A 19577-nucleotide genomic window follows, 5' to 3' on the forward strand; every position below is an offset into this window, starting at 1 on the left:
CCCGTCAGTCGTCGTATTCGCCCTTGATGCCGAGGGAGGTGATGTCCTTCTTGGTGTACACGCCCTCCTTCTCGGCGAGCGACGCCATGTCCGTCGACGCCGGCACGTCCTCGCCCCGCGCGTGCGCCAGCCCCAGTTCCGCGGCCTTCGCGCCGGACGTCGTCACCGGCAGGTACGGAATGCCGTACCAGCGGCCCTCCTCGACCGCCGCCACCGCCTGTCGCGAGGCGCCGTTGCCGACGTACGCGATGTCCTTGCCGTCCGCCGCCGCCTCCGCGCCGAGCACCGCCTGCGAGGAGCCGATGACCACGTCCACGTCGGGGTGCGCCTGCATGATGTCCTGCATGGCCGTCCGGCCCGACTCGCGGGTGTAACCGCCCTCGACGCGCGCGACGACCTCGACCCCGGACTCCGCCTCCAGCGCGTCGACGACCGCGTCGGTGCGCGCGTTGTCCAGCGGGAGGGTCTTCAGCCCTTCCAGGTACGCGACCTGGCACGTGTCCGCGCCCCGGTCCGCGCACGCGCCCGCGCCCAGCTCGCCGAGCCTGCGGCCGTTCTCCACGGGGACGTCCACGAGCGAGATCGCCCCGTCGACCTGCGGCGCGGCGGTGTCGTACGCGGTACCGACCGGGGTGAACTCGACCACCACGGCGATGTCCTCGCGGAGCGCGGCGCGTACCGCCGGGACGACGGCGCCGCCGTCGACGGCCTGGACGACGAAGACGTCGAAGCGCTGCGACGTGACGGCGTCCTGGATCTGCTGCACCTGGGTCTGCGCGTCGAACTCGGCGTCGAAGAACTCCGCCTCCGTGCCCTCTTTGCGCGCCTGCTTCTCCACGCCCTCGAAGGTGGCGGCGGTGAAGGAGTTGGCCTTGGCGAAGCCGAAGAACGCGACCCCCTCGGGCGCCGCACCCCCGTTCTTGCCGCCGTCCTTACCGCCGGCCCCGCCGCCGTCGTCCTCGTCGGCGCATCCCGCCACGACCAGAGATAACAACAGTGCCGCGGCCGAAGCCCGCTTCCCGATCAACTCTTCCGCCCCATTCCCACGTAGAACCACTCTCCGCCCGGACGCCGCCGGTCCATGTCGTCTTCCGGCCGCCACTCGTTGACCTGCGTCACCCCCGGCTCCAGCACCTCGAAGCCCTCGAAGAACCGCGCGACGTCGGCGTGCGAGCGGTGGATGAGCGGTGCCGTCGCCTTGTCGTAGACCTCCCGCGCCGCCGCGCCCTCCTCGGGGTGGGCGTCGTCGGTGAGGTGCGAGACGGCGATCATGCTGCCCGGTACCAGCGGTCCGGTGAGGGTGCGCAGCACGCCCCACGGATCCTCCTCGTCGGTCAGGCAGTGCAGGATGGCGATGAACAGCACCGCCACCGGCTGGGAGAAGTCGATCGTGTTCTGGGCGTCCGGGTGGTTCAGCACCGCCTCGGGGTCCCGTACGTCCTGCTCGATGACGGTGACGGTCTCGTCCAGCATCCGCAGCGCCTGCGCGTGCGCGCGCACCACCGGGTCGTAGTCGACGTAGACGACCCGCGCCTCCGGGTCCTCCCGCTTGGCGACCTCGTGCACGTTCTCCTGCGTCGGCAGCCCCGTGCCCAGGTCGAGGAACTGCCGGATCCCCCGGGCCGACGCCTCCCGCACGGCCCGGCCGAGGAAGCGCCGGTTGGCCACGCAGATGTGCCTGCTCGGCCCGAGGGCCATGATCTTCTCGGCGGCCTCCCGGTCGACCTTGTAGTTGTTCTTGCCGCCCAGGTAGTAGTCGTACATGCGCGCGGCGTTGGGGACGGTGGTGTCGACGCGGAGGAGCGGGGAGTCGGGATCGGTCACTGCGAGCCTTCGGCAGGAGACAGAAGGGGTGGCGAGGTGCCAAGTGGGCGCACGATAGCAGGGGTTGAACCGGGCGCTCCAGGGTGCCCCCGGGTTCAGGCGGGCACCGTCCGCCCGGCGAGGAAGTCCTCCCACGTGCGGTGACCCACCGCGTGGCCCGGGGTCAGGTTGGCGCCCGCGCGGAACGCCGCCGCCGCCTTCCCGGGCAGGCGCACCGGCAGGACCGGGCGGCGGCGGCCGGTGGCCTTCAGATAGCCGCGCAGGAGGTCCTTCATGTCGTACGTGCGCGGGCCGCCCATCTCCGCCACGAGCCCCGCGGGCCCGGCGAGCGCCAGCTCCGCGAGGCGCTCGGCGACCTCGGCGGCGGCGATCGGCTGGATGCGGAAGCCGGCGGGGGCCGGGACCACCGGCAGGCGAGCCATCGCGCGGGCCGTCGTCAGCGTCAGCTCGTGGAACTGGGTGGCGCGCAGCGTCGTCCACGGCAGCCCGGACTCGGCGACGATGACCTCGGCGGCGCGCTTCGCGGCCACGTAGCCGAACATGGCGCGGTCCGGGCCGCTGACGACCGGGGTGCGGTCGGCGCCGACGACGGAGATGTAGACGAGGTGCGGCCTCCCGGCGGCGGTGGCGGCGTCGACCAGGTGCCGGGTCTTCACGTCGTCGCCCTTGGAGGTGCCCGCGCAGTGGACGATGACGTCCACACCGGCGACGGCCTCGGCGGCGCCCTCGCCGGTGGTGAGGTCGCCCGTCACGTACTCGATGCCGTCGGCGGACGCGCGGGCCTGCCGGCTGAGCACGCGCAGCGTCGTGGCGGCGGGCCGCAGGTGCGGTGCGACGAGCCGGCCCAGCGTGCCCGTACCGCCGGTGAGCAGAATGGCCGATGTCATGATCACTCCAGATGGTTCCGCGGTCGTGTACCTGCCCCCCGATCACAACCCGCAGGTCGGATGGGGTCTACTGCAGGGACCCCCCGCGAGTGAGGGATGTGACAGATGGACGAGCACCACGTGCCGGCCGAGCATCCGGACGACCGGCTGGCGGCGCGTTTCGAGGCCGAGCGGAGCAGGCTGCGGGCGGTCGCGTACCGGATGCTGGGCTCGGCGGCGGAGGCGGACGACGCCGTGCAGGAGACCTGGCTGCGGCTGAGCCGGTCCGACGCCGACGCGATCGAGGACCTGACGGCGTGGCTGGTCACCGTCGTCTCGCGGGTGTGCCTGAACATGCTGCGGTCCCGCGCGCGCCGGCGGGAGGAGCCGCTTGAGGTGCGCACGGAGTCGTACGGGGACGGGGGTGCCGCCGCGCCGGGGGGCGGCGGGGCCGGCTCCGGGGACCCCGAGGAAGAGGCGCTGCTCGCCGACTCGGTGGGCGTCGCCCTGCTCGTCGTGCTGGACACGCTGGCGCCCGCGGAGCGGCTCGCGTTCGTGCTGCACGACATGTTCGCCGTGCCCTTCGACGAGATCGGGCCGATGCTGGAGCGCACCCCGGCCGCCGCCCGCCAGCTCGCGAGCCGCGCCCGCCGCCGCGTGAAGGGCGGCACCCCGGCCGCCGCCGCGCCGGGCGAGGACCTGCGCCGCAGGCGGCGGATCGTCGCCGCCTTCCTCGCCGCGACCCGCGGCGGGGACTTCGAGGCGCTGGTGTCCCTCCTCCACCCCGACGTCGTGCTACGGGCCGACCGCGCGGCGACCCCCACGCCGGAACCGGTCGAGGTCCGCGGCGCGGCGCCGGTGGCCCGGGGCGCGATGGCCGCGGCGGGCCGGGCGCGGTTCACGGGCCCCGCGCTGATCGACGGGGTTGTGGGCCTCGTCATGGCGCCGCGGGCGCGGGTGCGGCTGCTGCTGAGCTTCACGGTGGCGGACGGGCTGATCACGGAGATCGACATCATCGCGGACGCGGACCGGCTGCGGGGGGTCGACGTGGGCGTACTGGAGGAATGATCCGCAGGCCCGCCGGCGGGCGGGCGGCCGGGGCTACGCTCGGCGGCATGAGCGAGACGTGGGAGCCCACTGGGGCGGGGGTGTTGCGGCTGCCGTCCGGGCGGTACGTGCGCGGGCGCGGCCTGCGCAAGCCGGCGCCCGCGGGCCCCGACCCGGAGCTGGGCGTGTACCTGCTGGGCCGGCCGGCGCCGGAGACGGCCTGGGACAGCCGCTGGGTCCGGTGGCCCGACTTCCGGCTCCCGGCCGACCGCCCGGCGGCGGAGGAGGCGCTGCGCGAGGCGTGGGAGCGGGCGGAGACGGAGCGGGTGGAGGTCGCGTGCGGCGGCGGGGTGGGCCGTACGGGCACGGCGCTGGCCTGCCTCGCGGTGCTGGACGGGGTGCCGGCGGGCCGGGCGGTGCGGTACGTACGGGAGCACTACAACCGCCGCGCGGTGGAGACGCCCTGGCAACGCCGGTACGTGACCCGCTTCCCGGAGAGCCGCGACGCGCGGGCCCGGTAGCCCGCGCGCGGTCGCGGCCGTTTCTGCCTACTCCAGCCCCGCCACCAGGATCTCGCCGTTCTCCTCCCGTACCTCGTACACCCTGATCGGCTTCACCGCCGGCGGTGACAGCGGCTCCCCCGTGGCGAAGTCGAAGACGCTGCCGTGGCACGAGCACAGCAGCCCGTCCTCCGTGACCTTGCCCGACGACAGATGGCAGGCCAGGTGCGTGCAGTAGTTGGCGCTCGCGTAGACCTCGCCCTCGAAGCGGGAGACCGCCAGCTCGGTGTCGCCGACGAAGAAGCGGCGCACCACTCCCTCCGGGACCTGACCGGAGCGGGCGACTCTCACATACGTCGTGTTCTCGGTGCCGGGCATCGTCACTTCCCTCCCGCCAGCGCCGGCTCCGCCGCCGCCTCGTCCACCAGCTCCATCAGGTCCACGTCGTCGTCCCCCAGCCGCACCGGATCCGGCGCGGCCCCGCGCGCGATCAGCTCCCTCGCCGCCGCCACCTCGTCCCCGCGCTCCGCCGCGAACGCGGCCCGCAGCACGCCGTCTTCGAGGTAGAACGCGGTGAAGTCGCGCTCCGCCACCGAGCCGCGGACCACCAGCCGGTCCCAGGCCCGCGCGTGCCCGCAGTGCTGGAGGTTGAGGCCGAACTGGTCCGACCAGAACCAGTGCGGGTCACCGTGTACGGCGCTGCGGCCCAGGATGTTCTTCGCCGCCGCCATTCCCTGCTTGTTCGCGTTGTCGAAGTGCTCCACCCGCACCCAACGCCCGTACAGCGGATGCCGGTGGTTGGCCACGTCGCCCGCGGCGAAGATGCCCGGGACGCTCGTACGGCAGTGTTCGTCGACGAGGACGCCGTTCTCCACCGCGACGCCCGAGGCCCGCGCGACCGCCGTGTTCGGCACCGCGCCGACCGCGACGACGACGGCGTCCCCCTCGACCCGCAGCCCGGACTCCGCGGTGACCACGACGCCCGCGGGCCCGGTGCGTACCGACGCGACGGTCTCGCCGGTGTGCAGTTCCACCCCCGCGGCGCGCTGGACGTCCGCGCAGAAGCGGCCCATCTCCTCGCCGAGCACGCGCGACTGCGGCACCGCGGCCTGCTCGACGACCACCGGCCGCACCCCGCGCGCCAGCGCCGTCGAGGCCACCTCCGCGCCGACGAAGCCCGCGCCGACGATCACCACCCTGCTGCCGGGGCGCAGCAGCGACCGCAGCCGCAGCGCGTCGTCCAGCCCGCGGAGGTGCACGATCCGCTCGTCGTCCGCCGGCACGCCCGGCAGCCGCCGGGCGCTCGCGCCGGTGGCGAGGAGGAACCGGTCGCCGGGCACGGTCGTGCCGTCGGCCAGCTCCAGGGCGCCCGCTGCGGTGTCGATGCGCCGCGCGGCGGTGCCGAGGTGCAGCTCGACGGCGTTGTCGCGGCACCACTGCGCGGACAGCAGCGCCGCGTCGGCGTCGTCGGCGGCGCCCTCCAGCAGTTCCTTGCTGAGCGGGGGCCGCTGGTACGGGGCGTGCGGCTCGTCGCCGACGAGGACGACGCGGCCGTCGAAGCCGCGGCGGCGCAGGGTGCGCGCGGCGACGGCCGCGGTCTGGCCGGCGCCGATCACGACGACGCTCCTGGGGGTGTCGGACATGGGGTCACTCCTGGGTGGCGGCGGTGGGTGGGACCGGGGAGGGGGCAGAGGGCGCGGTGGCAGGCCAGGCGGAGAGTCCGGTGGAGGATCCGGTGGCAGGAGCGGCGGGCCGGGTTGTGGAAGCCGCGCCTGGGCCCGGGGCCGCGCCTGGGCCCGGGGCCGCGCCTGGGCCCGGGGCCGCGCCTGGGCCCGGGGCCGCCGCCGACGCGGCGAGGGCCGCCGGGCGCAGCCACACGCCGCCGTCCGCGACCCGTACCTCGTACCGCGGCTGGCACTCCTCGCGGTCGTCCGCCTGCCCGGTGCGCAGGTCGAACGCCCACTGGTGCCCCGGGCAGACGACCCGGCCGTGCAGCACGGTGCCGCGCGCCAGCGACTTGCCCTTGTGCACGCAGGCGTCGCGGAACGCGAACACCTCGCCGTCGGCGTAGAAGAGCGCGACCCGCTCCTCGCCGAGCACCACCAGTTTCTTTCTGCGCCGGCTCACGTCGGTGAGTTCGGCGACCCGCGTCCACGCGGACATGTGCTCCTCCGGATATGAAGAGACGGCGGCGGCCGGAATGTCGCGTCCGGCCGCCGCCGTCTGCCGGCTCGCGGTCCTTTCAGGCGGCGGCCGCGGCCGGCTCCAGGTCCGGCCGGACGTAGTGGTCGTAGAGCGCCTGGGTGTACGAGAAGCGCATCTCCGCGCCCCAGCGCACGAACTGCAGGCACCGCTGCTGCAGCCGCGGGGTGTCGGCGTGGTCGAGCACGATCTGGTATCCGCGCTCGCCGTGCACCACGTCCGAGGTGATGTGCAGATCGAAGAACTCGATCTCGTCCTCGGTGAATCCGTAACTCTCCCGCAGCGGCACGATCTGCTTCTTGTAGATGCTCGGCACCTGCGACTCCAGGCCCACGACGAGCGCGGCGGTGGCGACCACGAAGTGCTCGCGCATGGCGACCGCGTAGCACCAGGACTGCAGTCCGCGGGTGACGGGGTTCATGTTCGAGGGGTCCTCGATGCGCTCCCTGGTGGTGCCGCACGCCTCCGCGAAGCGGATGAGGAGATCGGTGTGGCGGATGTCGGCCAGCTCCTCCTCGTACATGTTCTGGAGCGTGAAGTCCTTGGCGCCGGTGAATTCGTCGGGGGTGTTTCCGTAGATGTACCCCAGGTAGTCGGCGAACGGGCCGACGTAGTGGTAGTGGTTCTCCGCCCAGCGGGCGAAGTGCTCGCGCTTGAGCTGCCCTTCCGCCCACGCGGTGCTGAAGGAGGCGTTCTTCGCCTCGCGGCCCTTGATGGCCTCTTCGAGCGCGCTGCGGAATGCGTCCCTAGAGAGCAGTTCCGTCATCTGCTGCGTCCTTTCCGCGGTCCGTGTGCCACCAAAGTAGGCAGCGTGCGGGGGAGTCGAGGATGGTGTTTGTGCACAGGCCGGTGCGGAATCTCTGTGCACTGTGCCGGTACGCCGGCGGGTGTGAAACGGGTGCGCGTCAGAAGAGGACGGTCGCCAGCGCCGTGGCCGTCACCAGCCCGGCGACGACCGGCACGAAGCAGTGCCGTACGACCTCCTGCACCGGCACCCGCGCCACCCCCGCGACCGCCAGCAGCGAGGACCAGGCGATGAGCACCCCGCCGCCGGTCCACACCGAGCCCATCTGCCCCACGGCGGCCAGCGTCGCCGGGTCGACGTCCGCGGCCGGGCCGAGGGAGCCGGAGAGCGAGCCGGTCAGCGGCAGGCCGGCGAAGCCGGAGCCCTCCAGGCCGGTGATCATGCCGATGAGGAGGATGGCGAACGCCACGACGAAGCCGACGTCGGGGATGTACTGGTCGACGGCGGTGACGAGGTCGAAGAGCAGCGCCGGCGGGTCGTCGTCCTGCACGCCGGTGATCTGGGTGATGAAGTCGACGTTGCCGAGGAAGAAGAATCCGGCGATGGGCACGACGACGCCCATGGCCTTGAACGCGAAGACCAGCCCGTCGACGACGTGGTCGGCGGCGGTGGTCAGGCCGTCCTTGCCGTCGATGCTGAAGACGGCGGCGAAGAGCAGCAGCATCGCGACGCCGCCGACGAGCCCGGCGGCCTCGCCGCCCTGGACCTCGGTGACGGCGCCGGTGAACTTGCCGAGGAGCATGTAGCCGACGATGGCGGCGAAGGTCAGCGGCACGAGGACGGCGAACGCGCGGGAGCGGCGCACGGGTTCGCCGGTGGTGCCGTCGGGGCCTGGGCCCGGGTCTGGGTCGGGGGGAGGCGTACGGCCCGCACCCGAGCCGGCGTCCGGGCCCGTACCCGAGCCGCGGCCGTCCCCCGGCGGGCTGAGCAGCTTCGTCGCCGCGCCCGCGCCCCCGCCGGACGCCGCCGCCGTACGCGCCGCGCGCCCCGTCCCCGTACCCCCGAGGGACGCCGCCGAGCCCCCGCCCTCCGCCGGCAGCGACTCCGCGTCCGCCTCCGCCTCCCAGCGCAGCCGGTGCGCGTCGTCCACCGTGCCGAAGGAGCGCCGCGCCTTCAGATACACCAGCGTCAGCGCCACCACCCCCGTGATCACCGACAGCACCATCGCCCGGTCCGCCACCGCGGACGTCTCCACGCCCGCCGCCTTCGCGGACAGCCCCGGTGCCACCTGGATCACGTAGTCGCTGGACAGCGCCATGCCCTGCCCCGCGATGGCGATGGCCGCCGCGGCGCTCACCGCCGGCAGCCCGGCCCGTATCGCCGCGGGCAGCAGAATGGCGCCGATGAGCGGCACGGCGGGCGTCGGCCAGAAGAACAGGCTGATGAAGTACGTGACGCCGGCGATGGCCACGAACGCCATCCGCCCGTTGCGCATCAGCGCCCGGAACGGCACCACCATCCGCCGCTCCGCGCCCATCGCGCGCATCGCGCCGAGCAGCGCGGTGATGAGGGCGATGATGAGGAAGATGCTGAACAGCTCCCCGGCCGCCGTCAGGCTCGCGGAGAAGATCGAGGCCAGACCCTTCACCAGGCTGCCGCTGTAGAACCAGGCCGTGAGAAAGGTCGCGACGACCGCGGGAACGACGACGTTACGCCGCGCGATCATCACGCCGATGATGACGACGACCCCCGCGAGATACGTCCAGTGCGCAGCAGTCAGCTCCACGTCCGCACTCCCTACCCGGCGCCCGGCACCGCTGCCGGACGGCCGAAGTCCGATGGTTGTGCGGCACTCTGGCGACCGTTTCTGCCAGGCCACAGGGGGAGGGTGCACATTGTCCGGCACATTATTTGTGCACTGTGCGGGCGGGAAGACCTGGGAGTTTCCGCGCCGTTTCCCGGCGGGGTCCGGGCCGTTGCCCGGTGGCCGGAATGTGCGGTACGCACAAGGAGGTCGCCGGATCCGGGGGCAGATTGCACATGGATCTTCGGGTCGGCCGGACGGATACTCGCCGTATGGCCGAGTCGTACGAGTCGCAGCAACCGTCCGTCCAGGGGCAGCCCGGGCGGCAGCGCCCGCCCCGTGCCCCCGTGCTCGCCGCCGGCGGCATGGCCGCGAGCGCGCACCCCGCCGTCACCTTCGCCGGCGCCGCCGCGCTGCGCGACGGCGGCAACGCCGTGGACGCGGCGCTGGCGATGGCCGCGATGTCGTGGCTCGCGCTGCCCGGCCAGTGCGGCGTCGGCGGCGACGCCTTCGCCGTCGTACGGGAGCCGGACGGCCGGGTGTGGACGGTGTGCGGCAGCGGCTACGGGCCCGACGGCGGCGACCTCGACTTCTACACGTCCCGGGGGCACGGCGCCGTGCCGCTGGCCGGCCCGCTGGCCGTCGCCGTGCCCGGCGCGCCCGCCGCCCTCGCCGCCCTGCACGCCGAAGGCGCCACCCGTGAACTCGCCGAGCTGTGGGCCCCCGCCGCCCGCGCCGCCGAGGGCGGCCTGCCCTGCACGGCGAAGACCCGCCGCGACATCACCGAGGAGGAGCAGCTCCTCGCCGCCGACGCCGACGCGCTACGGAACCTGCTGCCCGCCGGCCGCCCGCCCGCCGTCGGCCACCGGCTGGCGCAGCCGGACCTGGCCGCGACGATACGCACCCTCGCCGCCGATCCCGCCGCCTTCTACACCGGCGCCTTCGCGGAGCGGGCCGTGGCCGCCCTGCGCGCGGCGGGCGCGCCGTTCAGCGGGGAGGAGTGGGCGCTGACCGGCGACGTGGCGCCGCAGCCGGCGATCAGCACCGGCTACCGGGGCCGTACCGTGCACCAGACCCCGCCGCCCACCCCCGGCTGGACGGCCCTCCAGCAACTCGCCCTCTGCGACGGCACCCTCGGCGCCCTCGCCCCGCTCGGCGCCGACGCCGTGCACCTGCTTGCGTCGGCCGCGCGGCTGTCGTTCGCGGACCGCGTGGAGCGCTGCGGGAGCGACACCGAGGTGTGGCGCGAGACGCTGACGGCCGACGCGATCGCCGCGGGCCGCGCACGCCTCGCGCGCGGCGGGGTGCCGGCGGGCGCGGCGGGTCCCGCGGACGGCGACACGACGTCGATGGTCGCCGTGGACGCGGACGGGCGGGCGGTGAGCTTCATCCACTCGCTGGCGTTCACCTTCGGCGCGAAGGTCACGGTCCCCGGCACCGGCGTGCTGCTCAACAACCGCCTGGGCCGCGGCGCGTACCTCATACCCGGCCACCCCAACGCGGTCCGGCCGCGCCGCCGGCCGCTGCACACGCTCAACGCCTGGGTCGTCACCGACGCGGCGGGCCGGCTGGAGCACGTCGGGAACACCCCGGGCGGCGACGGCCAGGTGCAGTGGAACACGCAGCTCGTCTCGCACCTGCTGGACCACGGGCTCGACCCGCAGGCGGCGGTGGAGGCCCCGCGCTTTTACATCCACCCGGGCAGCGACGCGGACGTCCTCGGGCAGCCGGAGGAACTGCGCTGCGAGTCGCGGCTGGGCGACACGGTGCTGGCGGGGCTGCGGGAGCGGGGGCACGAGGTGACCGACGCGGGGCCGTGGGGCGCGGGAGGCAGCGCGATGGTGATCTCGGTGGACGCGGAACGGGGCTGCCTGCTGGGCGGCGCGGACCCGCGGCAGGACGGGGTGGCGCTCGGTGTCTGAGGGGGGTGCGGAGTCCGGGGCTCCGGTGTCCGGGGGTGCGGTGCCGGCGGGGGATGCCGGTGGTACGGGAACGGGGTTGCGTAGGGCGGGCGTTGCGACGGAGGCAGGGACTGACGGCGCCGGGGGAGCCGCACCCGTGCCGCAGGGGGACTACCGGGCCGCCGTCGTCGACGGCGGGCTCGCGTTCAGCGCCGGGATGACGCCGCGGGCCGGCGGCCGGCTGACCGTCACCGGCCTCGTCGGCGGCGACGTCGACCCCGCGGTGGCCCGGGACGCCGCCGGTCTCGCGGCGCGTAACGCCGTCGCGGCGGTCGTCGCCGCGCTGGACGGCGACGCGGGGCGGCTGCGGCGGCTGCTGCGGATGATGGTCTACGTGGCGTGCGTCGACGGGTTCCACGACCTGTCGGCCGTCGCGGACGGCGCCACCGCCGGGCTCCGCGAGGCCGCACCCGCGGCGGGGCTGCCGGTCCGGTCGGCGATCGGGGTGCGGTCGCTGCCGTCGGGGGCGCCGGTGGAGGTCGAACTGACGGCGGCCGTACGCCCATGAAGCGGCTCCGCGCCTGGCGCCGCACCGCGCAAGCGCGCAAGCGCGCGGCGGGGTCCGGCCCAGAGCCCAGGTCAGCGCCCGAGCCCGCGGGCGGCGCGTCGTCCCGCGGCGCGCCCGCGCCTGGCGGCGCTTCCGCGCCTGGCGGCGCTTCCGCGCCTGGCGGCGCTTCCGCGCCTGGCGGCGCTTCCGCGCCTGGCGGCGCTTCCGCGCCTGGCGGCGCTTCCGCGCCTGGCGGCGCTTCCGCGCCTGGCGGCGCTTCCGCGCCTGGCGGCGCTTCCGCGCCTGCGGACAGATCCCCCCCCGCCAGATCCGCCCCCGCCACGTCCGATTCCGCCAATCCCGGGGCTGCCGAGTCCGCCCCCACCCAGCCCCCGGCCCCCCGCCGGCCCAGCCGGTGGGGGCTGCTGCCCGTGCTCGTCGCCACCGTGACCACGACGATGGCCAACACCGTCGTCAACGTCCCGATGACCTCCATCCTCGCCGACCTCGACGCTCCCCTCAGCCGCGGCGTGCTCGTCGCCACCGCCTTCCCCGTCACCCTCGCCGCCCTCATGCCCGTCTCCGGCTGGCTCGGCGACCGCTTCGGCCACCGCCGCGTCCTGTGCTGGGCGATGACCGGCGTGCTCGTCGGCTCCGCCGGGGCCGCGCTGGCGCCGAGTCTGCCGGTGCTCGTGGCCTTCCGTATGGTGCAGGGGCTCGCCGCCGCGCCCGTCCTGCCCGTGGTGATGGTGCTCGTGGTGCAGGTGCTCGGCGAGGAGCGACGCGGGCGGGCGCTGTCGCTGTGGGCGGCGGCCAACGGGGCAGGGCAGGCGCTCGGGCCGACGACCGGCGGGCTGCTCGCCGAGTTCCTGGGCTGGCGCGCGGTGTTCTGGCAGATCGTGCCGCTGTCCGCGCTCGTCGTCCTCGGCGGCCGGCTGCTACTGCCCGCCCCGGCCGCCGCCGCCGCGTCCGCGGCCCGTACCCGCCTGGACTGGCGCGGCGCGCTCACCGTCACCGGCGGCGCCGCGCTGCTGCTGACGGCGACCTCCGCGGTGCCGTCGCAGGGCGTCGGCTCGCCCGCGGTGTGGGGGCTCGCGGGCGGCGGGGTGCTGTGTCTCGCGGCGTTCCTGTGGGTGGAGCGGGGCCGGCCGGGGGCGTTCCTGCGGCCCCGGCACCTGGTCGAGGTGCGGTATCTGCGCTCGTCGTTCGCCGCCGCCGCGCAGATGTACGCGCTGGGGGCCACGCTCCTCGCGGCGCCCGTCTACCTGGTCGGGACGCACGGCCTGCCGGAGGGCACCACGGGTCTCGTCGTGCTGGCGCTGCCGCTGGCCATGGCGTCCCTCGCGCCGGTCGCCGGGCGGGCGACCGAGCGGTTCGGCGGCCGGGCCGCCATGCGCGGCGGGCTGCTGACGCTGCTGGCCGGGCTCGGCGCGCTGGCCGCCGTCGCCGGGTGGCGGGGTACGGCGGTGCCGCTGGTCGCGGCGCTGCTGGCGCTCGGCGCGGGGGTGGCGTTCGTCCAGACGCCGGCGGCGACCGGGGCGTCCCGGTCCCGGGCGGGGCGTACGGGCGCGGGGCTCGGCCTGTTCAACCTCGTACGGTTCGGCGCCACCGCCCTCGGCACCGCGTCCGTGGCGCTGCTGGGCACTGAACCGGAGCGCCTGGTCTGGGTCTTCGGCACCGGCGCGGCCCTGGCGGCGGCGGCGTTCGCCTTCTCCTTCGCCGGCCGGGACCCGCAGCCCGACGCCGCGACCGCGCCGGCGCGGCGGGACGGCGACCGGCCGCACGCCCCGGCGCGTACCCGCTGACCGGCTCCCGCCGACCGGCCCCCGCGGCTACGCCGGTGGCGACAGCTCCGCCTGGAGCACGCGCAGCGAGTCGTTCAGCGTCTGGATGCGGTGCGCCAGCCAGACCGTGAACTGCGTCTCCGCGGACCGTACGTCCATCTGGAGCGCCCGCGACGCCCGTTCGAGCTTGTAGAGCATCGTGTTGCGGTGCAGTTGCAGCCGCCGTGCCGCCGCGTTGAGGTTGCCCGACTCGGCGATGTAGGCGAGCACGACCTGCTCCAGGTTGCCCGTCTGGCCGTCCGCGCGGCGCAGCGGCTCCAGCACCTCGCGCGCGAACTCCCGCCCCTGCGCGCTCGCCGCCGCCTCCTCGACCGCCGCGAAGACGCGCAGCTCCGCGTACCCGCACACCTCCGGCACCTGGACGCGGCCGGACAGCTCCAGCGTGATCCGCGCCTCCCGGAAGCTCGCCGCGACCCCCGCCGCGCCCGTGGCCGCCCGGCCGTAAGCGATCTGCGCGGCGGAATCCGCGCGGCCCGCCACCAGCCGGTGCAGCCAGCGGCCGTACCGCTGCAGCGCGGTCTTCTCGGCCTGCGCGTCGAACGGCGCCGCGGCGTCGGCCGCCGCGAACTCGGCGACGACGACCAGCAGCCGGCCCATCAGCGTCGCCATGGTGAACCCCTTGCCGTGCCCCGGCGCGGCCCCTGCCGTCCCCGGGCCCGTACCGCCCGGGCTCTGCGCGCCCCCGCTCGCCGCGTCCGCCACCCCCGCGACCGCCCGCTGCACCGCCTGCGCCCGCGCCGCGCTCGCCGCGGGCATGGCGACGACGAAGACGGCGTGCCGCGCGTCCATGTCGAACCGGTAGTGCCGCGAACGCGCCTCCAGCTCGTGTGCGTCCGTGAACCGCCCGTGCACCAGCGTGTCCAGGAAGTCGTCCCGCGAGCGCTCCTCCGCCTCCGTGACCGACCGCTGCCGCAGGATCTCCGACGCGACCAGCGGCGCCCCCTGCTCCACGATCACCCGGTGCTGCGCGAGCGCGTGCGACTCCGGCGCGAGCACCGGCTCGACGACCGCCACCGTCCCGTACGGCTCGCCCGCCACGCCGACCGGCGCGCACACGACGTGCAGCCGCTCGCCCCACGGTGCGGCCACGTCGAGGTCGCGGGCCGGACCGACGTGCCGTCCGGAGTGCCCGGCGCCCGCCGCGTGCGGCCGGGCCTTCGCCGCCTTCGCGTGGACGGAGTCCGCCAGCTCCTGCCACTCCGCGTCGGAGGCCGCCCGGTCGCGCTCGGCACGGGCCAGCAGCTCGCCGCCGCGGTCCAGGATCAGCACCGAGCCGCCGGAGAGCGTCGCCATCGAGCGGGCCAGCGCGGGCAGTCCCGAGCCGGAGGCGAAGACCTCGCCGAGGGTGCGGTGGACGCGGACGCTGTACTCCAGCACGTGCGCCGTGTCGGCGATCGACTTCACCGCCACCAGCCGCCCGACGCGGTGGTAGTCCGCCTCGGGCGCCAGCCGGACCAGCGGCAGCCCGGCGGTGTCGGCCGCGCGCATCAGCGGGCCGAGGTCCGGTTCCGTGCCGGGCTGGAGCCGGGCGAGCACGGCGGCGGCGCCGCGGGCGGCGAGCCCGGAGAGCAGCCGGCGGGAGTCGGGGGCGGCGGCGAGTTCGGCGGCCGGGGCGTAGACCGCGATGCCCGCGAGGTCCTCGCCGGCCGCGGGGCGCTCGGCGCCGGGCGGCGGCGGCAGCTCGGCCAGCGGCAGGCACCAGGTCACCTCGCGGCGCAGCCCGGCCTTGCCGCCCAGCAGCCGCCCGCGCAACACGGGCTCGGCGAGCAGCGATTCCACCGTCATGGGTGGATTGTGCGATGTGTCGTGTGCCATCTGCCTACATCCTCCAGCGGCGATGGTGCGGATTGTACGAAGCCGCGTCGGCCGGAAACGCCGAAGCTAGGGACTGTCACGGGAACCACGACACGCTGCCCGGCCGATCAGGACGTGGAGGTCATCTTGTCGAGAAAACCACTTGCGCACCAGAGTCCGGGTAAACCGGTCTGGCGGAGGGCGCGGCGATGACGGTCCTCCGCTCGACCGATCCCGCCGCGCCCGGCGAGACCGTCACCGAGGTCGCCGCGGCCACTCCCGAGCAGGCCGCCGCCGCGGTACGCACCGCCCACCGGGCCTTCGACGGCTGGGCCGCCGCCCCCGCCGGGCGCCGCGCCGAGGCGCTGCACGGCGCCGCGGGCGAACTGGCCGCGGACGCCGAGGGGCTGGCGCTGCTGATCTGCCGCGAGGAGGGCAAGACGCTCGGCTCGGCCCGCGGCGAAGTGGCCAAGACCGTCGAGCAGTTCCGGCTGGCCGCGCAGCTCGCGTACCTGGTGGAGGGGGCGACGTACCCCGGTGAGAGCCCGGGCGTCGCGGCCTTCACGCTGCGCGTGCCGCTCGGCGTGGTCGTCGCCGTCACGCCGTGGAACTTCCCGGTCTCCCTCGCCGCCCGGAAGATCGCCCCCGCGCTCGCCGCCGGGAACACCGTCGTCTTCAAGCCATCGCCGGTCACGCCGGGCGCCGGCGAGCGGCTCGCCGCCGCCTGCCATCGCGGCGGGGTACCGGAGGATGTGCTGCGGGTCGTCCAGGGTGACGACCCGGCGGCGATGGCGGCACTGGCGGGCGCGCCGGAGGTACGGGCCGTGACGTTCACCGGCTCCGACCGGGTCGGCGCGGCGCTGCGCGGCACGGTCGGGCCCGCCGCCCGGGTCCAGTTGGAGCTGGGTGGGCACAACGCCGCCCTGGTCTGCGCCGACGCCGACCTGCCGCGCGCGGCGGCGGAGGTCGCGGCCGGGGCCTTCGGGCTCACCGGGCAGGTGTGCACGGCGACGGACCGGGTGCTCGTGGAGCGGCCGGTGGCGGCGGAGTTCACCGCGCTGCTGGCGGAGCGGGCCGCGAAGCTCACCGCCGGGCGCGGCGACGACCCGGGCGCCGACGTCGGCCCCGCCGCCACCGCGGGGCAGCGCACCCGCCTCGCGGGGCTGCTCGACTCGGCCGTCGCCGCGGGCGCCGTCGTCGCGGGGCGCGGCGCGCTGGCACCGGGGGCCGACCCCGCGGGGCACTGGGTGCTGCCGGCGGTGCTGACCGGCGTACCGGCGGACCATCCGGTGAACACCGGCGAGTTGTTCGGGCCGCTGCTGTCCGTGGTCCCCGTGGACGGCCCGGAGCAGGCGCTCGCCGAGATCAACGCGGACCCGCACCGGCTGGTCACCGCGATCCACACCCGCGACCTCGGCACCGCCGGCCGCTTCCTGCGGGCGGCGCGCTGCGGGGTCGTCAAGGTCAACGAACGGACGACGGGCAACGGCGTCGCCCCGCCCTTCGGCGGCTGGGGCGCGTCCAGCTCCGGGGCGTTCCCCGAAGGCGGGCGGACGGCGCTGGAGTTCGTCACGGACACGAAGACGGTCTACTGCGCGTACTGAGGAAGGAAACCCCATGCACATGATCCACCGGCTCACCCTCGAGGACGCCCTGGTCATGCTGGAGGCCGCCGAGGCCGAGGCCGCGAGGATCGGCGTCAGGCAGACCATCTGCATCGCCGACGACGGCGCGCACCCGATCGCCCTGCACCGCATGACGGGCGCGCGGCTGACGGGCGTGGAGATCGCCATCGCCAAGGCGTTCACGGCGGCGGGCCACCAGCGCGCGACGCACCTGTTCAACGAGGAGCCGAAGGGCCCGGCGCTGCCCGGGAACGAGGCGTTCGGGATCCAGCACATGCACCCGGGACGTTTCGCGGCGTTCGTGGGCGGGTTCCCGGTCGTGTACGAGGGCGAGGTCGTCGGCGCGGTGGGGGTGAGCGGCGGCAACGGCGACCAGGACAAGGCGGTCGGCGCGGCGGCGCTGGCGGCGTTCGAGCGGAAGGTGGCGACGCGGGGCGCGTGACGACGGCACAGACGACACAGGCGGCGCCGCGCCCGGCCGCGCGCGCGGACCGCGGCCGGGCACCGTACCGCACCGACGCGGCCCTGATCCTCCTCACCGTCACGGCGGGGATCACGGACGCGATCTCGTTCCTGGGCCTGGGCGGGGTGTTCACGGCGAACATGACGGGCAACCTGGTGCTCGTCGGCATGGCGGCCACGTCGCAGGAGTCGTGGCCGGAGGTGCTGCGGGGCGACGTCCTGCGCTGCACCGCCTCGTTCGCCGGCTTCGCCCTCGGCATGTTCGCGGGCTTCCGCCTGCTCCGCGCCCGCCCCGCCGGATCGGTCCGGGTACTCGGCTCCGGGCTCGCCCTGCACGCCGTGTTCCTCGCCGGCTGGGTGGCGGCGGACGCCGACCCCGGGACGGCCGCCGGCGCCGGGCTGATCGCCGCGTCGGCGACGGCCATGGGCGTGCAGACGGCGGCGGCCCGGGGCCTGGACCGGGCGGGCATCACGACGACGTTCGTCACCGGCACCCTGACGTCGCTGGTCTCCGGCCTGGCGCAGGGCGACCGCCGGCACGCCGCGCTGCGTACGGCGATCCTGACGGCGCTGCTGGCCGGGGGCCTGATCGGCGGGGTGCTGCTGGCGTACGCCCCGCGGGCGGCGGCGCTGCCGCCGCTGGTGGCGACGGCGGGGGCGATGGCGCTGTGCGTACGGCGGGGCCGGCCCGGTCGGGGGTCCGCGGGCGCGGGGTGAGCCGCCGGGTCAACGCGCGGGGTGCACCAGGTACTTGAGATGGGCCACGCCGTCCCCCTCGACGGCCCGGACCTGCTCAAGACGTACGCCCGTACCCGCGAGGTCGTCGAGGGGGCGGGAGCCGCCGCCGAGGAGCACCGGGACGACGTTCAGTTCGAGCACGTCCAGCAGCCCCGCCGCCAGGTACTGCCGCAGGATCTGCCCGCCGCCGTACAGCATCACGTCCTTGCCGCCCGCGGCCTCCTTCGCCCGGGCGAGCGCGGACTCGATGCCGTCGGTGACGAAGTGGAAGGTGGTCCCGCCCTCCATCTCCAGTGCTTCGCGCGGGTGGTGGGTGACGACGAACACCGGGTAGTGGTACGGCGGGTTGTCGCCCCACCAGCCCTTCCACTGCTCGTCGGCGGCCCAGGGCCCGCGGCCCACGGGGCCGAACATGCCGCGGCCCATCACCGCGGCGCCGATGTTCGCGATCATCTCCTCGAACACGGGCGAGCTGGCGCTGACGGTGCCGCCCTCCATGCCGTGCGACGCGCGCCAGCCGGCCAGCGGGACCACCCACTCGTGGAGGCCCTCACCGCCCGTCCCGAGGGGGTGCTCCTCGCTCTGGTCCGGCCCGGCGACGTAGCCGTCGAGGGAGATCGAGATGTGACACCTGAGCTTGCTCATCGTGCTCCTCGGGGATTCGGCCGAAGCGGCAGCGCCGTCCGGCACCGCACCGAGAGCATCGCCGGACCCGGGCAATGACGTCCAATGCCAATCTTTCGAAGATCACATCAATACTCTTGATATGTGCTGAACCTCGTCCATCTGAAGGTGCTCGCGGCGGTGGCGCGCCACGGATCCGTGACCGAGGCCGCGCGGGAGTTGCACTACTCGCAGCCGTCCGTGAGCCACCACCTGTCCCGGCTGGAGGCGGCCACGGGCGCGAAGCTCGTCCAGCGCGTCCACCGCGGCATCCGCCTCACCCCGGAAGGCGAACTCCTGGCCCGCCGCGCCACCGAGATCGTCGGCCGCGTCGACGCGGCCACCAGCGAACTCGCCGCCCAGGTCGGCCTGCGCGCCGGCCGCGTACGCCTCGCCGCCAACGCCTCCGTCCTCAGCACGATCGTCCCGAAGGCGGCTGTGGCGCTGGCCGAAGCCCACCCGGGCCTGGCGCTCGGCATCGTCGACCGGCACCCGGTCGAGGCGCTGCAGATGCTGCGCCAGGGCGACGTCGACGTGGCGCTCGTCTTCCGCTACGCGCACGCCCCGCTGGACGACGACGGATTCCGCCTGACCCACGTGGCGGACGACCCGATCCACCTGGTCAGCCGTCACCCGGACGACACCGTGGCCCACCACCGCCACACGCCGTGGATCGGCGGCTGCGAACGCTGCCGGGCCGAACTCACCGCGGTCTGCGCCCGCCACGGCTTCGCGCCCCGCATCGACTCGCTCTGCGACGACATGGTCGTGGTCCAGGCCCTCGTCGCCGCGGGCATCGGCGTCACGACCCTCCCCGGCCTGGCCCTGCGGGCCCACCGCGGCGCGGGGATCCACACGACGGAGATCCCGGACGCCCGACGCCGGATCTACACGGCGACGTACGGCGACCCGCCGGATCCCCCGGGAACGAGGGCCCTGATAGAGGCGATCCAGAAGGCGGCGACGGAGAACACCGTTCACTGAGGCCCGAAGAGACGTCCCGAGGGCGGGACTG

The 19577-nt window shown here is 75.3% G+C and carries 19 protein-coding genes; 9 read left to right on the forward strand and 10 right to left on the reverse strand.

Going from position 1 to position 19577, the window contains the following annotated elements; translation table 11 throughout:
• Window positions 1–4: 4 nt before the first annotated feature.
• The 3 genes from O7599_RS22095 to O7599_RS22105 form a co-directional block, all read right to left on the reverse strand.
• On the reverse strand, window positions 5–979 hold the full coding sequence (locus O7599_RS22095; protein ID WP_281617335.1) for a sugar ABC transporter substrate-binding protein: 975 nt from the start codon (window positions 977–979) through the stop codon (window positions 5–7).
• 44 nt (window positions 980–1023) lie between these two features.
• Window positions 1024–1824, reverse strand: coding sequence for an SAM-dependent methyltransferase (locus tag O7599_RS22100; RefSeq protein WP_281617336.1), 801 nt, complete (start codon window positions 1822–1824; stop codon window positions 1024–1026).
• Window positions 1825–1919: 95 nt separating this feature from the next.
• Window positions 1920–2711, reverse strand: a complete 792-nt coding sequence (locus O7599_RS22105) for an NAD(P)H-binding protein (RefSeq protein WP_281617337.1) — start codon at window positions 2709–2711, stop codon at window positions 1920–1922.
• A gap of 105 nt (window positions 2712–2816) precedes the next feature.
• Between O7599_RS22105 and O7599_RS22110 the strand changes: the two genes are divergently transcribed.
• Both O7599_RS22110 and O7599_RS22115 read left to right on the forward strand, forming a co-directional pair.
• Window positions 2817–3758: a sigma-70 family RNA polymerase sigma factor gene (locus O7599_RS22110; protein ID WP_281617338.1), complete on the forward strand. Its 942-nt coding sequence runs from the start codon at window positions 2817–2819 to the stop codon at window positions 3756–3758.
• Between the two features lie 47 nt (window positions 3759–3805).
• The gene (locus O7599_RS22115; protein ID WP_281617339.1) at window positions 3806–4258 is read left to right on the forward strand and encodes a protein-tyrosine phosphatase family protein; all 453 of its coding nucleotides are present in this window, start codon (window positions 3806–3808) and stop codon (window positions 4256–4258) included.
• 27 nt (window positions 4259–4285) lie between these two features.
• Here O7599_RS22115 and O7599_RS22120 read toward each other — a convergent pair whose 3' ends face one another.
• From O7599_RS22120 to O7599_RS22140, 5 genes are all read right to left on the reverse strand, one after another.
• A complete protein-coding gene (locus tag O7599_RS22120; protein ID WP_281617340.1) occupies window positions 4286–4615 on the reverse strand; it encodes a non-heme iron oxygenase ferredoxin subunit in 330 nt (109 codons plus the stop codon).
• Between the two features lie 2 nt (window positions 4616–4617).
• Entirely contained in the window at window positions 4618–5880 is a 1263-nt protein-coding gene (locus O7599_RS22125) for an FAD-dependent oxidoreductase (protein WP_281617341.1), read from the reverse strand.
• Between the two features lie 4 nt (window positions 5881–5884).
• Window positions 5885–6400 carry a Rieske 2Fe-2S domain-containing protein gene (locus tag O7599_RS22130; protein ID WP_281617342.1) on the reverse strand — a complete coding sequence of 172 codons (516 nt, stop codon included), beginning with the start codon at window positions 6398–6400 and terminating at the stop codon, window positions 5885–5887.
• Between the two features lie 79 nt (window positions 6401–6479).
• Window positions 6480–7205 (reverse strand): iron-containing redox enzyme family protein, encoded by a 726-nt coding sequence (locus O7599_RS22135; protein ID WP_281617343.1) that lies wholly within the window; start codon window positions 7203–7205, stop codon window positions 6480–6482.
• 139 nt (window positions 7206–7344) lie between these two features.
• Window positions 7345–8970, reverse strand: coding sequence for a hypothetical protein (locus tag O7599_RS22140; protein WP_281617344.1), 1626 nt, complete (start codon window positions 8968–8970; stop codon window positions 7345–7347).
• A 290-nt stretch (window positions 8971–9260) separates the two neighbouring features.
• Between O7599_RS22140 and O7599_RS22145 the strand changes: the two genes are divergently transcribed.
• From O7599_RS22145 to O7599_RS22155, 3 genes are all read left to right on the forward strand, one after another.
• A complete protein-coding gene (locus O7599_RS22145; protein WP_281617345.1) occupies window positions 9261–10910 on the forward strand; it encodes a gamma-glutamyltransferase in 1650 nt (549 codons plus the stop codon).
• 136 nt (window positions 10911–11046) lie between these two features.
• Window positions 11047–11457 carry a RidA family protein gene (locus O7599_RS22150; protein WP_281617346.1) on the forward strand — a complete coding sequence of 137 codons (411 nt, stop codon included), beginning with the start codon at window positions 11047–11049 and terminating at the stop codon, window positions 11455–11457.
• Between the two features lie 410 nt (window positions 11458–11867).
• On the forward strand, window positions 11868–13241 hold the full coding sequence (locus O7599_RS22155) for an MFS transporter (protein WP_281617347.1): 1374 nt from the start codon (window positions 11868–11870) through the stop codon (window positions 13239–13241).
• Between the two features lie 27 nt (window positions 13242–13268).
• Here O7599_RS22155 and O7599_RS22160 read toward each other — a convergent pair whose 3' ends face one another.
• Window positions 13269–15065 (reverse strand): helix-turn-helix domain-containing protein, encoded by a 1797-nt coding sequence (locus tag O7599_RS22160; protein WP_281617348.1) that lies wholly within the window; start codon window positions 15063–15065, stop codon window positions 13269–13271.
• 218 nt (window positions 15066–15283) lie between these two features.
• Between O7599_RS22160 and O7599_RS22165 the strand changes: the two genes are divergently transcribed.
• From O7599_RS22165 to O7599_RS22175, 3 genes are read left to right on the forward strand one after another with little or no spacing between them, the layout of a single operon-like run.
• Window positions 15284–16678: an aldehyde dehydrogenase family protein gene (locus O7599_RS22165; protein WP_281617349.1), complete on the forward strand. Its 1395-nt coding sequence runs from the start codon at window positions 15284–15286 to the stop codon at window positions 16676–16678.
• Window positions 16679–16691: 13 nt separating this feature from the next.
• Window positions 16692–17141 carry a heme-binding protein gene (locus O7599_RS22170; protein WP_281617350.1) on the forward strand — a complete coding sequence of 150 codons (450 nt, stop codon included), beginning with the start codon at window positions 16692–16694 and terminating at the stop codon, window positions 17139–17141.
• Window positions 17138–17878, forward strand: a complete 741-nt coding sequence (locus O7599_RS22175; protein ID WP_281617351.1) for a YoaK family protein — start codon at window positions 17138–17140, stop codon at window positions 17876–17878. Before O7599_RS22170 ends, O7599_RS22175 begins: the two co-directional genes overlap by 4 nt.
• Window positions 17879–17887: 9 nt before the next feature.
• Here the strand turns inward: O7599_RS22175 and O7599_RS22180 are convergent, their stop codons facing one another.
• The gene (locus O7599_RS22180; RefSeq protein ID WP_281617352.1) at window positions 17888–18544 is read right to left on the reverse strand and encodes a dihydrofolate reductase family protein; all 657 of its coding nucleotides are present in this window, start codon (window positions 18542–18544) and stop codon (window positions 17888–17890) included.
• Window positions 18545–18667: 123 nt separating this feature from the next.
• Between O7599_RS22180 and O7599_RS22185 the strand changes: the two genes are divergently transcribed.
• Window positions 18668–19546 (forward strand): LysR family transcriptional regulator, encoded by an 879-nt coding sequence (locus O7599_RS22185; RefSeq protein WP_281617353.1) that lies wholly within the window; start codon window positions 18668–18670, stop codon window positions 19544–19546.
• Window positions 19547–19577: the final 31 nt, after the last annotated feature.

Source organism: Streptomyces sp. WMMC500 (assembly GCF_027497195.1).
In the GTDB taxonomy this organism is placed as follows: Bacteria; Actinomycetota; Actinomycetes; order Streptomycetales; family Streptomycetaceae; genus Streptomyces.